Below are 16,204 nucleotides of genomic sequence, written 5' to 3' on the forward strand. Positions count from 1 at the left end.
CATGGCACGCTTCTTCATTCGCCGGCCGGTCTTTGCCTGGGTGCTGGCTATCATCACCATGCTGGCCGGGGTGGCCGGCCTGACCGGCCTGCCCATCGCGCAATATCCCGACATCGCGCCGACCACCGTGCGCATCAGCGCCACCTATACCGGCGCCTCGCCCGACATCGTGGAAAACTCGGTGACCTCGATCATCGAGGATGGCATGACCGGCCTTGACGGGCTGACCTACATGACCTCGACCTCGTCGCAGGGGTCGAGCTCGATCCAGCTGACCTTCGACGACAGTGTGGACCCCGATATCGCCCAGGTGCAGGTGCAGAACAAGCTGCAGCTGGTGACCTCGCAATTGCCCGACGCGGTGCAAAGCCAGGGCGTTTCGGTCACGCGCTCGACCTCGTCGATCCTGCTGGTGGGGGCGCTGACCTCGACCGATGGCAGCTACAGCTCGCTGGAACTGGGCGATCTGGTGGCGCAGGTGATCGAGGATCCGGTCAAGCGCACCGTCGGGGTCGGATCGGTGCAAAGCTTCGGTTCGGGCTATGCGATGCGCATCTGGCTGGACCCGGACCGGATGCTGCAATACCAGGTCACGCCCTCGGACGTGGTCTCGGCGGTCAGCGAACAGAACACCAATGTCACCGTGGGCAGCCTGGGCAGCCAGCCCACGGTCAAGGGCCAGCAGCTGAACGTCGGGCTTTCGGCGCAATCGCAGCTGACCTCGGTGCGCGAGTTCGAGCGTATCCTGCTGCGCACCGACAGCGACGGCGCCACGGTCTTCCTGGGCGATGTGGCCGATATCGAGATCGGGCAAGAGGATTACGGCAGCGCCTCGCGCTACAACGGCCAGCCGGCGGCGGGCTTCGGCGTGAACCTGGCCACGGGCGCGAATGCGGTGGACACGGCCGAGGCGGTGCGCAACGTGCTGGACGGGCTGCAATCCTCGCTGCCGGCGGGCGTCAAGATCGTCTATCCCTACGACACCTCGCCCTTTGTCGAGGAATCCATCAACCAGGTCTATCACACGCTGATCGAGGCGGTGGTGCTGGTCTTCCTGGTGATCCTGGTCTTCCTGCAAAGCTGGCGCGCGACGCTGATCCCGACGCTGGCGATCCCGGTGGTGCTGCTGGGCACCTTCGGCGTACTGTCATTCGCCGGTATGTCGATCAACACGCTGACCATGTTCGCCATGGTGCTGGCCATCGGCCTGCTGGTCGATGACGCCATCGTCGTGGTCGAAAACGTCGAGCGGGTGATGGAGGAGGAAGGCATCGGCCCGGTCGAGGCGACCGAGAAGAGCATGGACGAGATTTCCTCGGCGCTGGTCGGCATCGTGCTGGTGCTGTCGGCGGTGTTCCTGCCCATGGCCTTCATGTCCGGCTCGACCGGGGTGATCTATCGCCAGTTCTCGGTCACCATCATCTCGGCCATGGTGCTGTCGCTGGCGGTGGCGCTGATCCTGACCCCGGCCATGTGCGCCACCTTGCTGAAGCCGCGCGGCCATGGCGACGGCATCGCGCCCGCGCGCTGGTTCAACCGCAACCTGGACCGCGCCACCAACGGCTATGCCGGGGCGGTCGGCGCCTTCGTGCGCCGGCCCTTCCGCTTCCTGGTCGTGTTGCTGGCCTTCGGCGCCGGGGCCTACATGCTTTACCAGAAGCTGCCCGGCTCGTTCCTGCCGTCCGAGGACCAGGGCGTGCTGATGGTCATGGTGGAAACGCCCGAAGGCTCGACCGCCGCGCGCACCCAGGCCCTGGTCGAAGAGGTCGAGCAATTCGTCCTGGCCGAGGAAACCGACACCGCCGAAAGCGTCTTCGCCGCGCTTGGCTTCGGCTTCGGCGGCACCGGACAGCGCAATGCGATGATCTTCATCAAGCTGAAGGATTTCGAGCAGCGCGAGGGTTTCGACGCCGCCTCGATGGCGACGCGCGGCAACATGCGCTTCATGTCGAACCGCAACGGGCAGGTGTTCTTCATGCAGCCGCCCGCGATCCAGGGCATGGGCAATACCGCCGGCTTCACCATGCAGCTGATCGACCAGGCCGGAGGCGGCCAGGCGGCCCTGGCGAATGCCGCCGACGAACTGGTCCGGAAGGCCACGGCGGACGGCCGCGTCACCAGCCTGCAGGGCAATGACGCGCCCTTCGAGACCTCGCGCCGCATCGACATCGACCAGCAGAAGGCGGCGGCCTATGGCCTGTCGATCTCGGACCTGAACACCACGCTGTCCATCATCTTCGCCAGCGCGAACGTGAACGATTTCTCGCTGGGGACCGAGCTGCGCCCGGTGATCGTCCAGGGCGCGGCCGAGGCGCGCATGCAGTCCGACGACATCGAGAAATGGTATGTCAAGAACAGCGACGGCGACATGGTGTCCTTCGCCGCCTTCACCAGCCAGGAATGGGCCGAGCAGGCGCAGAGCCTGTCGCGTTATGGCGGCACGCGCTCGATGGAGATCTCGGGCGCGGCGGCGCAGGTCATATCCTCGGGCACGGCGATGGAGGTGATGGAGGAACTGGTCGCCGGCATGGATGGCGGCTATGGCACCGCCTGGACGGGGCTGTCCTATCAGGAGCGGCTGTCGGGCAACCAGGCGCCGATGCTGTTCGCGCTGTCGGCCCTGGTGGTGTTCCTGGCGCTGGCGGCGCTTTACGAAAGCTGGTCGGTGCCGCTTTCGGTGATGATGACCGTGCCCATCGGCGTCGTCGGCGCCATGGCGGCGGCGCTGGTCTTCGGCCAGTCGAACGACGTCTATTTCAAGGTCGGCCTGCTGACCACCATCGGGCTTGCCGCGCGCAATGCCATCCTGATCGTGGAATTCGCCGAGATGCTGCACAAGCAGGGCAAGCCGCTGCTCGAGGCGGCGGTCGAGGCCTCGCGCATGCGGCTGCGGCCGATCCTGATGACGACGCTGGCCTTCATGCTGGGCGTCATGCCCCTGGCGCTGGCCAGCGGCGCGGGCGCGGCGGCGCAGCAGTCCATCGGCATCGGCGTGCTGGGCGGCATCGCGGCCTCGGCCGTGGTCGGCATCTTCCTGGTCGCCGTCTTCTACGTCGCGGTCCTGAGGACCGTGCAGCATTTCACCAGAAAGAGAACCAAGACGTGATTTCTCCCTGCCGTTTCCTCGGCCCGGCGCTGCTGCTTCTGGCGGCGGGCTGCGCGGCCGTCGGACCCGATCCCGACGACCGCCCCGCGATCCCCCTGCCCGCCACCTTTGCCGCGGACGGGACGACCCCGGCCGGCAAGGTTGCCAACCGCGCCTTCTGGGCCGAATATCGCGACCCGGTGCTGAACGAGCTGATCGCCCGCGGCCTGAAGCAGAACCTGGACGAGGCGGCCGCGCGCGAACGCATCCGCGCCGCCGCCGCCGACCTGCGCGGCACCGGGGTGCTTGCCGCCCAGACCTCCGGTTCGGCCGAGGCGGCGCGCGAACGCGGCTCGACCGCGGGCGCGGCGGTGCGGAACGTCGGCACCTCCAGCCTTGGCGCGAATTTCGTCTTCGACCTGTTCGGCGGCGCCCGGCGCGAAAGGCAGGGCGCGGCGGCCAGCCTCGAGGCCGCCAAGGCGGATCTGGGCACGGCGCGGCTGGCCTGGATCGCCGAGCTGATCGACGCCTATAGCGACGCGCGCTATTACCAGCAGGCGCTGGCATTGACGCGGCAGACCGTCTCGAGCCGCGAGGAGACCGTCCGCATCACCCGCGAGCAGCGCGAATTCGGCGTGGTCAGCGAATTCGACATGGCCCAGGCCGAGGCGCTGCTGGCGGCCGCCCGGGCCGAGATCCCGGGCTATCAGGCACAGTTCGACGCGCAGCTGTTCAGCATCGCGACGCTGCTCAATGAACCCGCCAGCTCGGTGCAGGCGCAGATGCGGCGCGGCGCGGGTCAGCCCCGCATTCCTGGCAGCGCCCGCGCCGGTGTGCCGGCGGACCTGCTGCGCAACCGGCCCGATGTGCGGTCGGCCGAATACGACCTGGCCGCGGCGCTGGCGGCGGTGGGGGTGGCGACGGCCGACCTGCTGCCTTCGCTGACGCTGACGGGCTCGGTCAGCGAAAGCGGCGGGGCGAAGTCCTGGGGCTTCGGCCCGGCGATCTCGTTCCCGGTACTGAACCAGGGCGCGCTGCAGGCCACCCGCGCGCGGCGCATCGCCGAGGGGCGCGAGGCCGAGATCGCCTGGCGCGCCAGCGTGTCGCAGGCGGTCGAGGACGTGCAGGTCGCGCAATCGAACCTGCGCCGCTATCGCCAGCAGGTCACGGCGCTGGAAGGCGCGGCAGCGGCCTATGACCGCGCCTATCGGCTGGCCCGGACCAGCTTTGCCGAGGGCGGGCTGGCGCTTCTGGACCTGCTGGATTCCGACCGTTCGACGGCCAGCGCCCGGCTCTCGGCCGCCTCGGCCCGCAACCAGGCGGCCAAGGAATGGGCAGCGCTGCAGATCGCCACGGGCGCCGGCGCCGGCGAGGTGGTGCTGGTCAGCCGCTAGCGCCGGCGCCAGGGGACGCTTGCAGGCGGGGCCCGGCCTGATTCACGATGGCCAGCACCGTGCGGATGGTGCGGTTCCAGTCCCAGCCGGATGCTTCTTGCGCGCGGATCTGGGCACGGCGCCGCTGCATGGCAGGGCCATCGCCCGCGCGGGGACCGCCTGATGGTGCAGGTCGTGCTGATGCGCAGATCCAGCGATTCCTGCATGGCTAAACTCCGTCAAGGCCGCGAGGGGCTGGTGCTGTCGATTCCGCTGGCCGTTGCGGCAGCGGTCTCGGCCGGGCCGGACGAATTGGCCCCCTGCCTGTCGCGGCCGTTTTCCGGCCCCGCGGCTGCGCGGGCTTGATCCATGCCGGGTTCGGCACGGCGCGCTGCCGCGGGCAAATGCGGCGTCCCGTTCAGCCTTGCGACGTCGTGAACACCGCCCATTGCGCCTCGAAGGCGCGCTGATAGGCGGGACGCGCCTTGCCGCGGGCGACATAGGCGCAGAGGTTCGGAAACGTCTCCAATATACCGCTGCCCTCCAGCCTGCGCAGCACCGTCACCATCAGCAGGTCGTGGACTGCCCCCACCGAGTGGTCCGGGTTGATTGTTAGTGCATCGTCGGCCGCTGGTCTATTGGGATGACGGCTTCCGGTGCGGGTGGGCGGTATCCCAGGGAGCTGTGCGGCCTGACAGTGTTGTAGTGGCTGCGCCATCGCTCGACGAGGATCTGGGCCTCCCTGAGCGAATAGAAGACTGCTGCATCCAGGAGTTCGTCGCGGAATCGAGCGTTGAAGCTCTCGCAATACCCGTTCTCCCAGGGTGAACCCGGCTCGATGAACGCGGTCTTGGCACCAACTGCGCCGATCCAGCCCTGCACCGTCTTGGCAATGAATTCCGCGCCATTGTCGGACCTTATGAACGCAGGCGGGCCACGCAAGATGAACAGATCCGTCAGGGCGTCGATTACGTCGGTGGAATTGAGCCTGCGGTTTACACGGATCACCAGCGCCTCCTTCGTGAATTCGTCGATGATATTGAGCGTCCGAAACAGCCGTCCGTCATGTGTCCGGTCCTGAACGAAATCATAGGACCAGACGTGGTTCGGGTGCTCCGGCCGGAGACGGACGCAGGACCCGTCGTTCAACCAGAGCCGACCCTTCTTTGCCTGCTTTTGCGGGACCTTCAGCCCTTCACGCCGCCATATCCGTTCCACGCGTTTATGATTTACATGCCAACCGGCGTTGTTCAGCAATCCGGTGATCATCCGATAGCCATATCGCCCGTAGGTGCGAGCGAGCGTGATGATGTCTTCCGTCAGCCGTTCTTCGTCCGGGGCGCCGCAAGGAACCTTGCGTTGCGTCGAGCGGTGCTGCCCGAGGATGCGGCAGGCGCGGCGCTCGGATATGCCGAGCGCCTGCCGCACATGGTCAATGCACTGGCGACGGCGCGAAGGGCTTAGAAGTTTCCCCGTGCAGCCTCGCTCAGGATCATCTTGTCCAAGGTCAGATCTGACACCGCGCGCCGCAACCGCTGGTTCTCCGCCTCAAGCTCCTTGAGACGCTTCAGCTGAGCCCGGTTCATGCCGCCATACTGCTTGCGCCAGCGATAATACGTCGGCTCGGTCACGCCGATCTGCCGCACCGCGTCGGAAATTGCCATTCCCTGTCCATGAAGCACTTCAATCTGTCGAAGCTTCAGAACGATGTCTTCCGGTTTGTCTCGCTTGCCTGCCATCTGATGGTCCTCCTGAACAGGATATTTCTATCCCAGTGGGTGGACCACTTCAGTGGGGGCACTCCAGTCGCTGGCGCTGAAGGTGCCCTCGAGCCAGTCGGCATTGCTGAGCCGGCCGGACAATTGTTCCAGTCGGCCACGGATGCGTTTCTCGAGGATGGGGAGGCGCGCTTCATGCCAGGGCTCGTCGCGCTCATGATAGCGGGCCTGCTGCGAAGGCGGTGATGATGGGGGTCATCGGAAGGCTCCTGCGCCTATTGGTTGATCTCGGGCTCGACCAGTTTCGCCAGCTTGTGCAGCGAATCCTGCCAGCCGAGATAGCAGGCCTCGGCCGGGATCATATCCGGCACGCCCCGCTGCTCGATGCTGATCTCGGTGCCCACCGACACCGGTTTCAGGTCCACCGTGACCGTCATCTCGCCCGGCAGGTTGGGGTCGTCGAACCGGTCAGTATAGACGAGGCGCTGGCCCGGGATCAATTCCAGGTAGCTGCCGCCGAAGGCATGGCTGTCGCCGGTGGTGAAGTTGCGAAACGACATCCGGTGCCGGCCGCCCACCTTCGCCTCCAACTCGTGGACGGTGCAGAGAAAGCCCCAGGGCGGCAGCCAGCTTGCCACCGCGTCGGGCTCGATGAAGGCGCGATAGAGCTTTTCGGGTTTCGCGGCGATGACGCGATGCAGTCGGATCGTCTGTGGCATGGTGTCCTCCGTGTCTGGTTTGATGGCTCCCACATCGGTGGTGCTTGCACCGTAACGCGCGGCGGTCGGGCAAAGGTCCGGACCAGAGCCTCGACGGGCTCGGCCCGAACGGCAGGCCGGAGAGTTCCAGCACCGCATGGCGACGCAGCCGCGCATCGCCGAGGCCCCGGGCGATTGCCCAACCCACGCCGACCGGCGTGAACGTGCTCTGCCCCCTCGAAACTGGATCGTTTAGAGCTGGAGTTTTCGGCTAACCTTCCCCGGCTGGGACAGGAGCTGAAAACGATGAAGGCATCGAAGTTCACGGAAGCGCAGAAGGCGTTCATTCTGAAGCAAGGCGAGGAAGGCACGTCGGTTGCCGAGATCTGTCGGAAGGCTGGGATCGGCCAGTCGACCTATTTTGCCTGGAAGAAGAAGTATGGCGGGCTGCTGCCCGACGAGATGCGGCGGTTGAAGCAGCTTGAGGACGAGAACGCGCGGCTAAAGCGGATCGTGGCGGACCTGACGCTCGACCGGCAGATGTTGCAGGATGTTGTGCGGCGAAAGCTCTGAAGCCGGCGCGGTCGCGTGAACTGGTTCGCGGGATGTGTGCAGACTGGGCGGTTTCGATCCGTAGGGCATGTGGGGCCTTGCGATTTGACTGCTCGAGCTACCACTACAAATCCCGCCGCACCGATCCGGCAGAGCTGAAACGGCGGATCCGGGAGATCTGTGAGACGCGTGTGCGCTATGGCTATCGCCGCGTTTACGTTGTCCTAGACCGGGAGGGCTGGGAGGTCAGCATTAAGATGGTCTATAACGTTTACAAAGCCTTGGGACTGCAGCTGCGGAACAAGACCCCAAAACGGCGGGTGAAGGCCAAGTTGCGTGACGACCGTGCGGAAGCCGTCGGGCCGAATGATGTATGGGCCATGGATTTTGTCCATGACCAACTGGCCTTGGGTAAAAAGCTGCGGATCCTAACCATTGGCGACACCCATTCCCGCTATTGCCCCGCCACGGACGTGCGGTTCCAATATCGCGGCGAGGACGTGGTCACGACGCTGGAACGGATCTGCACAAAAGTCGGCTACCCGCAGACAATCCGGGTCGACAACGGCAGCGAATTCATCTCGCGCGACCTGGATCTCTGGGCCTACGCCAAGGGCGTGACGCTCGACTTTTCACGCCCCGGCAAGCCGACAGACAACGGCTTCATCGAGGCTTTCAATAGTAAGCTCAGGTCCGAATGCCTGAACGCGCACTGGTTCATGAGCCTTGCGGACGCGGCCGAAAAGCTGGAGGATTGGCGCAGACACTACAACGATGATCGACCCCACAGCGCCATCGGATACAACGTCCCGAGCGCGCTGCACTTTCCCGACGGCGTCACCAGCCCGCCGCCGTGACAAAGGCCGGAAACTCCGGCTTTAGATGGTCCAAAATTGGTAGGCAGGGCAAAAGGCCGGAAACTCCGGCCGCAGCTGGACGAAAGACCCGTGGCAGGATGGCAGCCGGGCCGGTCCACGCCCCGCGCCGCCCCACCGGGCGCACGAACCGGCGACCAATTGTCCGAAACCCGCCGCTCTCTGCGCAAATCGCAAAAATTGCTGCGCAACGGGTCAACCTGACGCGGAACTCTCGGCTATCCTTTCCGCAGGGCTGACCCTGGCGGATCGGCTGGACCAACAACGGAGGAGAGAAAATGAAGCGCAAGATCGCCGTCGCAGTCCTGGCCTCGCTGGCTGCGCTGCCCAGGGCCGAGGCCGCAGAGCCCGCCGCCTGCCATTCCCCCAGCTTCTCGGACGTGGGCTGGACCGACATCTCGGTCACCACCGCCATGTCGGCCATGGTGTTGCAGGCCCTGGGCTATACGCCCGAGGTGCAGATCCTGTCCGTCGCCGTCACCTTCGAATCGCTGAAACAGGGCGATACCGACATCTTCCTGGGCAACTGGATGCCGCTTCAGGAGCCGATCCAGAAGCCGCTGGTCGATGCCGGCCAGATCGAGGTGGTGCGCCCGAATCTGGAAGGCGCGCTGATCGGCTTCGCCGTGCCCGCCTACACGCACGAGGCCGGGCTCAAGACCTATGCCGACATTGCCAAGTTCAAGGACCAGCTCGGCGGCAAGATCTACAGCATCGAGGCCGGCAGCAGCGCCAACAGCACGATCCTGCAGGCGATTTCGGACAATGCCTTCGACCTAGGCGGGTTCGAGCTGGTCGAATCCAGCGAGCAGGGCATGCTGGCCCAGGTGCAGCGCGCCATCCAGGCCGAACAGCCGATCCTGTTCTTCGGCTGGCGGCCGCATCCGATGAACGTGCGCTATGAACTGGCCTATCTGACCGACGGCAACGACACGTTCGGGCCCGATGACGGCGCCGCGAGCGTGCTAACCAATACCCGCGCCGGCCTGTCCGGGGAATGCCCCAACCTGGGCAAGTTCCTGTCGAACCTCGCCTTCACGGTCGAGGCCGAGGACGTGATGATGTCCTATGTCCTTGACGAGGGGCTGGAGCCAAAGGCCGCGGCCGAACGCTGGCTCAAGGAGAACCCGGCCGCGCTGGACGCCTGGCTTGCCGATGTCACCACCGTCGCGGGTGAGCCTGGCCTGCCCGCGGCCAAGGCGGCGCTAGGTCTTTGAACCGCGTCTGGCGGCGGTCGGCGGATGGCCGAACCGCCGCCGGAAGGCGCGCGACAGCGAAGCGATCGAAGCGAATCCGGTCCTGACCGCGATCTCGGCCATGCCGAGGTCGGTGTCTGTGATCAGCCGCCGCGCCGCCTGCAGCCGCAGCGACTGGTAATAGGCGGCGGGCGAGGTCTGGACGATGTCGCGAAACAGCCCCTCCAGCGTTCGGCTGGAACATTTCACCTGCGCGGCGATGCGGGCGATGCGCAGCGGGCTGTCCAGATGCGCCTCCATGATGCCGATGGCCTGGGCGACGCGGCTCTCCATCCGCCCGGCCCGGCCCAGCGAGACCAGCGGCTGCGCGTCCGAGGGCAGGCGCATCTCTTCATAGACGTAAAGGCTGGCCACGTTCAGCGCCGCGTCGAAGCCCTGGCGGGCGCGGACCAGCGCCAGCATGAAGTCCAGCGTGGGCGCGGCGCCGCCGGTGGTAAAGACCGGGCCGTCGATCACCCAGCGGTCGGGGATGGCGCGCACCTGCGGGAAGCGGGCGGCGAAATCCTCGAGATCCTCCCAATGCGTGGTGGCCTTGCGCTGGTCCAGCAGGCCGGCGCGGGCCAGCACCCAGCTACCGGCCTCGACGCCGCCGACCAGCCGCGCCCGCCGCGCGCCCTGCCGCACGGCGGCCAGCACCGCCGGGGCGACATGGCGGGCGACATTGAAGGCCGCGACTACGACCAGAAGATCGCAAGCCTGCTGCGGCCGGAAGGGGCCGTCGACCTGCACCGGCAGGCCCGAGCTGGTCGTCACCGGCTTGCCGTCGACCGAGACCACCTGCCAGCGATAGCATTCCGCCCCCATGACGCGGTTCGCCGCGCGCAGCGGGTCCAGCGTGGCCGCCAGACTCATCAGCGATGCCTCCGGCAGCACCAGGGTCGTGGCGCACAGGGGTTGGTCGGAGCGCTGGAACAGCGTCACGTCACCCGTGCCACCCATGCCTCAGGGCCGGGGCTGGCCGATGAAGCGGCCGGCGCCTTCGGCCGGCATGGCGGCATGGCGGCCGGCCCAATCGGCCAGTGCCGCCGCCACGGCGGGCGCGGGCGCGCTGGTGCGGCGGGTGGCAAGGTCGGTATGCAGCAGCAGCGTCTCGACCGTGGCGGCCAGCACCTCGCCGCGCCAGAGCCGGTGGAACAGGTGCAGCCTCTTGCCCTGCCCCGCCAGCACCTGCGTCGTCACCACCAGCCGGTCGCCGGCGTGGATCTCGTCCAGATAGCGGATGTGGTTCTCGACCGTGAAATAGCTCTGGCCCGCGGCGACGTAATCGGCATCGGCGCCGATCATCTCCATGAAGCGGTCGGTGGCCAGCGAGGCGGCTTCCAGGTAATGCGTCTCGTTCATGTGGCCGTTGTAGTCGGTCCAGGTCACCGGCACCTGGCGCGCGGCGGTGATCGGCAGCCCGTCGCGCTCGCCCTCCAGGGCCAGCCCCGTTTCATGCGCGCGCAGGACGCCGCCGGCACCGCTGCCCGAGCGGCGCAGCGCCCGCATCATGCCGACCAGGTTGTCGTCGCGCAGCCGCTCCAGCTCGCGGATCGAGCGGTGGCCGGATTGCGCGTCGGACTGGCTGGCGATCAGGTCGACCAGTTCGTCGTTGAACTCGGGCACGTCCATCAGCTTGGTCCAGGGCCAGGACAGCGCCGGACCGAATTGGGCCATGAAATGCTTCATCCCGGCCTCGCCGCCGGCGATGCGATAGGTCTCGAACAGGCCCATCTGCGCCCAGCGGATGCCGAAAGCCATGCGGATCGATTCGTCGATCTCCTCGGTGGTGGCGATGCCGTCCTTGACCAGCCACAGCGCCTCGCGCCACACCGCCTCGAGCAAGCGGTCGGCGATATGGGCGTCGATCTCTTTCCGCACGATCAGGGGGAACATGCCGATGCCGCGCAGGATGTCGGCGGCCCGCGCGCAGGTGGCGCCGTCGCCCACCAGCTCGACCAGCGGCAGCAGGTAGACGGGGTTGAAGGGATGCGCCACCACCGCATTGGTGCCCGCCGCGTTCAGCTCGGACGGCTTGAAGCCCGAGGTGGATGAGCCGATCACCGCATCCGGCCCGGCCGCCGCCGCAATGGCGGGCAGGATCTTGTGCTTCAGCGCCAGCACCTCGGGGACGCTTTCCTGGATCCAGGCGGCGCCCGCCACGGCCTCGGCCATGTCGGCGTGGAAGCTCAGCCGGCCCTCGGGCGGCAGCGCGCAGTCGTAAAGCGCGGGCAGCGCCCGGCGGGCATTCGCCAGCACCTCGCCGATCTTGCGCTCGGCCTGCGGGTCGGGGTCGAAGACCGCCACATCCCAGCCGTTCAGCAGGAAACGCGCGGCCCAGCCGCCGCCGATGACGCCGCCGCCGATGATCGCCGCCTTGCTCATGCCGCGGCTCCTTTCGGCGCGCGCTTCACCAGCCCAAGGCGTTCGCGCACCTCGGCAGGACCGATCACCCGGGCGCCCAGGTTCTCGATGATGGTCGCGGCGCGCTCGACCAGCTGCGCATTGGTGGCAAGCTGGCCCTTGCCCAGCCACAGGTTGTCTTCCAGCCCCACGCGCACGTTGCCGCCCGCCAGCACCGAGGCGCCGACGAAAGGCATCTGGTCGCGGCCCAGGCTGAAGGCCGACCAGGTCCAGTCCGAGGGCACCGCGTTCACCATCGCCAGGAAGGTGTTCAGGTCGTTCGGCGCGCCCCAGGGCACGCCCATGCACAGCTGCACCAGCGCCGGGCCGGCCAGCGTGCCTTCCTCGACCAGTTGCTTGGCGAACCACAGATGGCCGGTGTCGAAGGCCTCGATCTCGGGCTTGACGCCCAGGGCGGTCATCATGCCGCCCATCGCCCGCAACATGCCGGGCGTGTTGGTCATCACGTAATCGGCCTCGGCGAAATTCATCGTGCCGCAATCGAGGGTGCAGATCTCGGGCAGGCATTCGGCGACATGGGCCATGCGCTCGGTCGCGCCGACCATGTCGGTCGCGGCTGCGTTCAGCGGAAACGGCGCCTCGGTATTGCCGAAGACCATGTCGCCGCCCATGCCGGCGGTCAGGTTCAGCACCACGTCCACCTCGGCCGCGCGGATGCGGTCGGTCACCTCGCGGTAATAGTCCAGCTTGCGCGAGGGCGCGCCGGTCTCGGGGTCGCGGACGTGGCAATGGACCACCGCCGCGCCGGCCTTGGCCGCCGCGATGGCGCTTTCGGCGATCTGTTTCGGACTGCGCGGCACGTGCGGCGAGCGGTCCTGCGTGCCGCCCGATCCGGTCACGGCGCAGGTGATGAAGACGTCCCGATTCATGGCAAGGGGCATGGCGAACTCATGGTTGGCATGCCCGATGCTAGGGGGTTGCACGGCTTCTGGATTGTCCTATCCTGTCACCGGATTATCCAAACAGGTCAGCATTTCATGGTCCGCGTCGGCTTCCTGCTTTTCGACGGCTTCTCGAACATGGTCCTGTCCTGCCTGCTGGAACCCCTGCGGGCGGTCCGCGACCAGGCCGGGATCGACATCCGCTGGCAGGTCATGACCCCCGACGGCGGCCCGGTGCGGTCCTCCAGCGGGCTGTCCGTCGCGCCCGACGAGGCTGCGGTGGCAGAGTTCGAGCTGCTGGTGGTGGTCGCGGGCTATGGCTATCGCGACCACGCCGGCGGGGCCGGGCCGCGCCGCATCCTGGCGCTGGCGCGGCAAAGCCGCATCGTGATCGGCGCCGACAGCGGGCCGTGGCTTCTGGCGGCGGCGGGCCTGCTGCGCGGGCGACGCGCCACCCTGCACTGGTCGCTGCTCGGCGAATTCGCCGAGGCCTTTCCCGAGGTGCAGGCCGACCCCGCGCCCTATGTGATGGCGGACCGCTTCTGGTCCTGTGGCGGCGCGGCCGGTGCGCTGGACCTGATCCTGGCCTTCATCGCCCGGCGGTTCGGCCAGGCCAATGCCTTCGTCGCCTCGTCGATGTTTCTGCATGACGCCGGCCGGGGCGAGGCCGGCCCGGCCCTGCCCGGCCTGCCCCGCAAGGGCACGGCGCGGCTGCGGCAGGCGATGAACCTGATGATCGGGTCGATCGAGACGCCGATGCCGCTGCCCGAGATCGCCGCGCGCTGCGGCGTTTCGCTCAGCAAGCTGGACCGGCTGTTCCGGGCCGAGACCGGCATGGCGCCGGGCCGCTATTTCCAGATGCTGCGGCTGTCGCAGGCGCGCGAGCTGGCCGCCAGCACCGGGCTTGGCCTGCGCGAAATCGCCCTGCGCTGCGGCTATTGCGACGCGGCTTCGCTGAGCAAGGCCTATCGCCGCGCCCACGGCCACCCGATCAGGCAGTCGACCGGCCGAGCCGGTGAATGCGTCCACGACCCTCTTGTCTCGGAGCGTGCCTAGGGGCGTCTGTCGATCAACGCCATTGCGCAGGCGAGCTTGACGCGCCGTGAAGGCGCCGAAACAACAGGGCATGGCCAACCGGCCGGGTCACGGGGACCTTCTCCGGGGTTTTCAGGGCCGGCCGCCCCGGCGGCGCAGCAGCATGCGGCCAGCCGGAGGCAACGGCCCGAGGATCACCACGCCGAAACATGCGGACGGTCTGCAGGCTCATCACGAAGGCCACGTCGGCGCCGGTACCAAGGGCCAGGATGGCGACTCTCCAAGGCGACGCGCAGACTCAGCCCGGCGGGGCATAGACCGCGAGGAAGCGCGCGACGCGGCGCTGGACGAAGCCGTCGATCTGCGCCGGCTCCAGCGGGTCCATCATCAGCAGCGCCCGGCGCTGCAACCCGGCCAGCACCAGGTCGACGAATTCCGCCCCGGCTTCGGTGCAATCGGGAATCGCCAGGTCGCCGCGCGCCACGCGGCCCTGGAAATATTCGGCCAGGGTCTCGATCGAGTGCATCGGTCCGGCGCGATAGATGCGGCGCGCGAGGTCGGGGAACTTCTCGCCCGCGCCGATCATCATGCGCATCGCGGCCAGAACCTCGCCCTGCAGCAGCGTGTCGATCATGGTGCGGGCGATCTGGCGCAGCTCGTCCTCGACCGCGCCCTTGCCGCTGCCAAGCTCGCGGATCGTGCGCTGCAACCGGCCGCATTCATGCAGGACCAGCGCCTCGAACATCGCCTCCTTGCTGTCGAAATAGACGTAGAGCGTGCCTTTGGAGACCCCCGCCGCCCGGGCGACATCCTGCATCGAGGCGCCTTCGAACCCCTGCGACAGGAACATCCGCCGCGCGCCGTCCAGGATCTGGCGACGCTTGGGGTTGTCCTCGACGTCCGCGCGCGGGTCGCAGTCGCAGCCGGTGCTGACGGGATCGTTCAAGCCTGCCTCCTTGCGGGTTGCGCGGCAGATTACGCCGCCGCCGGCAGCGCGGTCCAGCCCGCCGACGGCCCCGGATACCATTGACCGAACCGTTCGGTCAATGGTATGGAGCCGCAACCACCGACCCGACTCGCCAAAGGCCGGGTTCGCGCGCAACGGCGGCTTGCGTTCTGAAAGGCCCAGTGATGACTTCGACCCCCGACGCCCCCCAGGCCCCCGGCACCCCCGCGAGCAAGCCGAAATCCGGCAAGGCCAAGCGCATCCTGGGCATCGTCGCCCTGCTGCTGCTGGCCGTGATCGGCTATGAGGGCTTTCGCTGGTTCACCCACGGCCGCTTTCACCAGGAAACCGACGATGCCTATCTGCAGGCCGACCTGGTGATGCTGCAGGCCCGCGACACCGGCTATATCGCCGAGATCCTGGTCGCGCCCAACGCCCCGGTGGCCAAGGGCCAGGTGATCGCCCGCATCGACCCGCAGGACTACCAGCTGGCGCTGGAAAACGCCGCCAATACGCTGGCGAGTGCCGAAAGCGCGACCCGCCAGCTCGAGGCGCAGATCACCGCGGGCCGGGCCGGCATCCAGCAGGCCGAGGCGGCGCTGACCGCCACCCAGGCCACCAACGACGGCGCGCAAAAGGCCTATCGCCGGGCGCGCGAGCTGAAGACCACCTCGGTCGGCACCCAGGCCTCGCTGGATTCGGCCGAGGCCAGCGCCAAATCCGCCGCCGCCCAGGTCGAGAGCGCCAAGGCGGCGCTGGCGCAGGCCGAGGCGCAGCTGGCGGTGCTGAACGCAGAAGCCGACAGCGCGAAACTCCAGGTCCGCGCCGCCCGCACCGGGTTGCGCCAGGCGCAGCGCGATCTGGACTTTACCCAGATCCGCGCGCCCTTCGCCGGCATCCTGACCGAGCGCCAGATCGAGGTCGGCTCCTATGTCGCGCCGGGCTCGCGCATCGGCACGCTGGTCCCGGTCGAGAACCTTTATGTCGGCGCGAACTTCAAGGAGACGCAGATCGCCGGCATCCGCCCGGGCGGCAGCGTGCAGATCCGCGTCGACGCCTGGCCCGACGAGTTGCTGCACGGCACGGTCGAAAGCCTGACCGCCGGCACCGGCCAGGTGTTCAGCCTGCTGCCCTCGTCGAATGCCACCGGCAATTTCACCAAGGTCGTGCAGCGCGTGCCGGTGCGCATCCGCATCGACGACCAGGACCGCAGCCGCCTGCCGCTGCGCCCCGGCATGTCCGTCGTGGTCGAGGTCGACACCCGCACCGGCGAGGATCGGCCGCTGATGCCCGCCCCCGCCGCCAACCCGGCCCGGGCCGAACCCGGCGCGGCCGCGACCAGCGCGCTGGACTCGGGCGCCCCCGGCATGCGGGGCTAGGCC

General features: G+C 67.8%; 14 protein-coding genes. 7 read left to right on the top strand and 7 right to left on the bottom strand.

What is annotated here, in order from left to right; genetic code table 11:
* Nucleotide 1 precedes the first annotated feature (1 nt).
* The 3 genes from ASV56_RS13155 (at nt 2) to ASV56_RS23610 (ending at nt 4,824) form a co-directional block, all read left to right on the top strand.
* On the top strand, nt 2–3,106 hold the full coding sequence (locus tag ASV56_RS13155) for an efflux RND transporter permease subunit (RefSeq protein WP_062562530.1): 3,105 nt from the start codon (nt 2–4) through the stop codon (nt 3,104–3,106).
* Nucleotides 3,103–4,479, top strand: a complete 1,377-nt coding sequence (locus tag ASV56_RS13160) for an efflux transporter outer membrane subunit (protein ID WP_062562531.1) — start codon at nt 3,103–3,105, stop codon at nt 4,477–4,479. The genes ASV56_RS13155 and ASV56_RS13160 overlap by 4 nt, the downstream gene beginning before the upstream one ends.
* Nucleotides 4,480–4,683: 204 nt before the next feature.
* Nucleotides 4,684–4,824 (top strand): hypothetical protein, encoded by a 141-nt coding sequence (locus ASV56_RS23610; RefSeq protein ID WP_156429164.1) that lies wholly within the window; start codon nt 4,684–4,686, stop codon nt 4,822–4,824.
* Nucleotides 4,825–4,876: 52 nt separating this feature from the next.
* Here the strand turns inward: ASV56_RS23610 and ASV56_RS22835 are convergent, their stop codons facing one another.
* The 3 genes from ASV56_RS22835 to ASV56_RS13180 all read right to left on the bottom strand — a co-directional run bounded on the left by ASV56_RS22835 (nt 4,877) and on the right by ASV56_RS13180 (nt 6,895).
* The gene (locus ASV56_RS22835) at nt 4,877–5,050 is read right to left on the bottom strand and encodes a glutathione S-transferase family protein (RefSeq protein WP_216635390.1); all 174 of its coding nucleotides are present in this window, start codon (nt 5,048–5,050) and stop codon (nt 4,877–4,879) included.
* A gap of 20 nt (nt 5,051–5,070) precedes the next feature.
* Nucleotides 5,071–6,197, bottom strand: a protein-coding gene (locus tag ASV56_RS13165; RefSeq protein WP_156429165.1) for an IS3 family transposase whose coding sequence is annotated in 2 segments (ribosomal slippage) — nt 5,071–5,933 and nt 5,933–6,197 — 1,128 coding nt in all. Because the reading frame shifts where the segments join, the coding sequence is not laid out codon by codon here.
* A gap of 254 nt (nt 6,198–6,451) precedes the next feature.
* Entirely contained in the window at nt 6,452–6,895 is a 444-nt protein-coding gene (locus ASV56_RS13180; RefSeq protein ID WP_062562535.1) for an SRPBCC family protein, read from the bottom strand.
* A 285-nt stretch (nt 6,896–7,180) separates the two neighbouring features.
* Between ASV56_RS13180 and ASV56_RS13190 the strand changes: the two genes are divergently transcribed.
* A protein-coding gene (locus ASV56_RS13190) for an IS3 family transposase (RefSeq protein ID WP_156429166.1) occupies nt 7,181–8,283 on the top strand; the annotation gives its coding sequence in 2 pieces (ribosomal slippage) (nt 7,181–7,442 and nt 7,442–8,283; 1,104 coding nt in all).
* Nucleotides 8,284–8,579: 296 nt separating this feature from the next.
* Nucleotides 8,580–9,518 (top strand): choline ABC transporter substrate-binding protein, encoded by a 939-nt coding sequence (gene choX, locus ASV56_RS13195; RefSeq protein ID WP_062562537.1) that lies wholly within the window; start codon nt 8,580–8,582, stop codon nt 9,516–9,518.
* Here choX and ASV56_RS13200 read toward each other — a convergent pair.
* From ASV56_RS13200 to ASV56_RS13210, 3 genes are read right to left on the bottom strand one after another with little or no spacing between them, the layout of a single operon-like run.
* The gene (locus ASV56_RS13200) at nt 9,507–10,496 is read right to left on the bottom strand and encodes a GlxA family transcriptional regulator (RefSeq protein ID WP_062562538.1); all 990 of its coding nucleotides are present in this window, start codon (nt 10,494–10,496) and stop codon (nt 9,507–9,509) included. The genes choX and ASV56_RS13200 overlap by 12 nt on opposite strands.
* Nucleotides 10,497–10,499: 3 nt before the next feature.
* Nucleotides 10,500–11,921 (bottom strand): carnitine 3-dehydrogenase, encoded by a 1,422-nt coding sequence (locus tag ASV56_RS13205; protein WP_062562539.1) that lies wholly within the window; start codon nt 11,919–11,921, stop codon nt 10,500–10,502.
* Nucleotides 11,918–12,841: a 3-dehydrocarnitine:acetyl-CoA trimethylamine transferase BcoG gene (locus ASV56_RS13210; RefSeq protein ID WP_062562540.1), complete on the bottom strand. Its 924-nt coding sequence runs from the start codon at nt 12,839–12,841 to the stop codon at nt 11,918–11,920. Before ASV56_RS13210 ends, ASV56_RS13205 begins: the two co-directional genes overlap by 4 nt.
* A 96-nt stretch (nt 12,842–12,937) precedes the next feature.
* On the opposite strand from ASV56_RS13210, the gene ASV56_RS13215 reads away from it, so the two are divergent.
* Nucleotides 12,938–13,897 carry a GlxA family transcriptional regulator gene (locus tag ASV56_RS13215; RefSeq protein WP_062562541.1) on the top strand — a complete coding sequence of 320 codons (960 nt, stop codon included), beginning with the start codon at nt 12,938–12,940 and terminating at the stop codon, nt 13,895–13,897.
* A 277-nt stretch (nt 13,898–14,174) separates the two neighbouring features.
* On the opposite strand, the gene ASV56_RS13220 is transcribed toward ASV56_RS13215, so the two are convergent.
* Nucleotides 14,175–14,822 carry a TetR/AcrR family transcriptional regulator gene (locus tag ASV56_RS13220; RefSeq protein ID WP_062562542.1) on the bottom strand — a complete coding sequence of 216 codons (648 nt, stop codon included), beginning with the start codon at nt 14,820–14,822 and terminating at the stop codon, nt 14,175–14,177.
* 185 nt (nt 14,823–15,007) lie between these two features.
* Here ASV56_RS13220 and ASV56_RS13225 point away from each other — a divergent pair, with 185 nt between their 5' ends.
* Nucleotides 15,008–16,201 (top strand): HlyD family secretion protein, encoded by a 1,194-nt coding sequence (locus ASV56_RS13225; RefSeq protein ID WP_062562543.1) that lies wholly within the window; start codon nt 15,008–15,010, stop codon nt 16,199–16,201.
* The last annotated feature ends 3 nt before the right edge of the window (nt 16,202–16,204 follow it).

Origin of the sequence: Paracoccus aminovorans (assembly GCF_001546115.1) — a bacterium.
Taxonomy (GTDB): Bacteria; Pseudomonadota; Alphaproteobacteria; order Rhodobacterales; family Rhodobacteraceae; genus Paracoccus; species Paracoccus aminovorans_B.

What these genes read in the sequence shown, in the direction of transcription:
- ASV56_RS13210 (WP_062562540.1), bottom strand. Translation starts at nt 12,841, where the DNA reads ATGCCCCTTGCCATGAATCGGGACGTCTTCATCACCTGCGCCGTGACC.
- ASV56_RS13155 (WP_062562530.1), top strand. Translation starts at nt 2, where the DNA reads ATGGCACGCTTCTTCATTCGCCGGCCGGTCTTTGCCTGGGTGCTGGCT.
- ASV56_RS13215 (WP_062562541.1), top strand. Translation starts at nt 12,938, where the DNA reads ATGGTCCGCGTCGGCTTCCTGCTTTTCGACGGCTTCTCGAACATGGTC.
- ASV56_RS23610 (WP_156429164.1), top strand. Translation starts at nt 4,684, where the DNA reads ATGGCTAAACTCCGTCAAGGCCGCGAGGGGCTGGTGCTGTCGATTCCG.
- ASV56_RS13225 (WP_062562543.1), top strand. Translation starts at nt 15,008, where the DNA reads ATGACTTCGACCCCCGACGCCCCCCAGGCCCCCGGCACCCCCGCGAGC.
- ASV56_RS13200 (WP_062562538.1), bottom strand. Translation starts at nt 10,496, where the DNA reads ATGGGTGGCACGGGTGACGTGACGCTGTTCCAGCGCTCCGACCAACCC.
- choX (WP_062562537.1), top strand. Translation starts at nt 8,580, where the DNA reads ATGAAGCGCAAGATCGCCGTCGCAGTCCTGGCCTCGCTGGCTGCGCTG.
- ASV56_RS13180 (WP_062562535.1), bottom strand. Translation starts at nt 6,895, where the DNA reads ATGCCACAGACGATCCGACTGCATCGCGTCATCGCCGCGAAACCCGAA.
- ASV56_RS13205 (WP_062562539.1), bottom strand. Translation starts at nt 11,921, where the DNA reads ATGAGCAAGGCGGCGATCATCGGCGGCGGCGTCATCGGCGGCGGCTGG.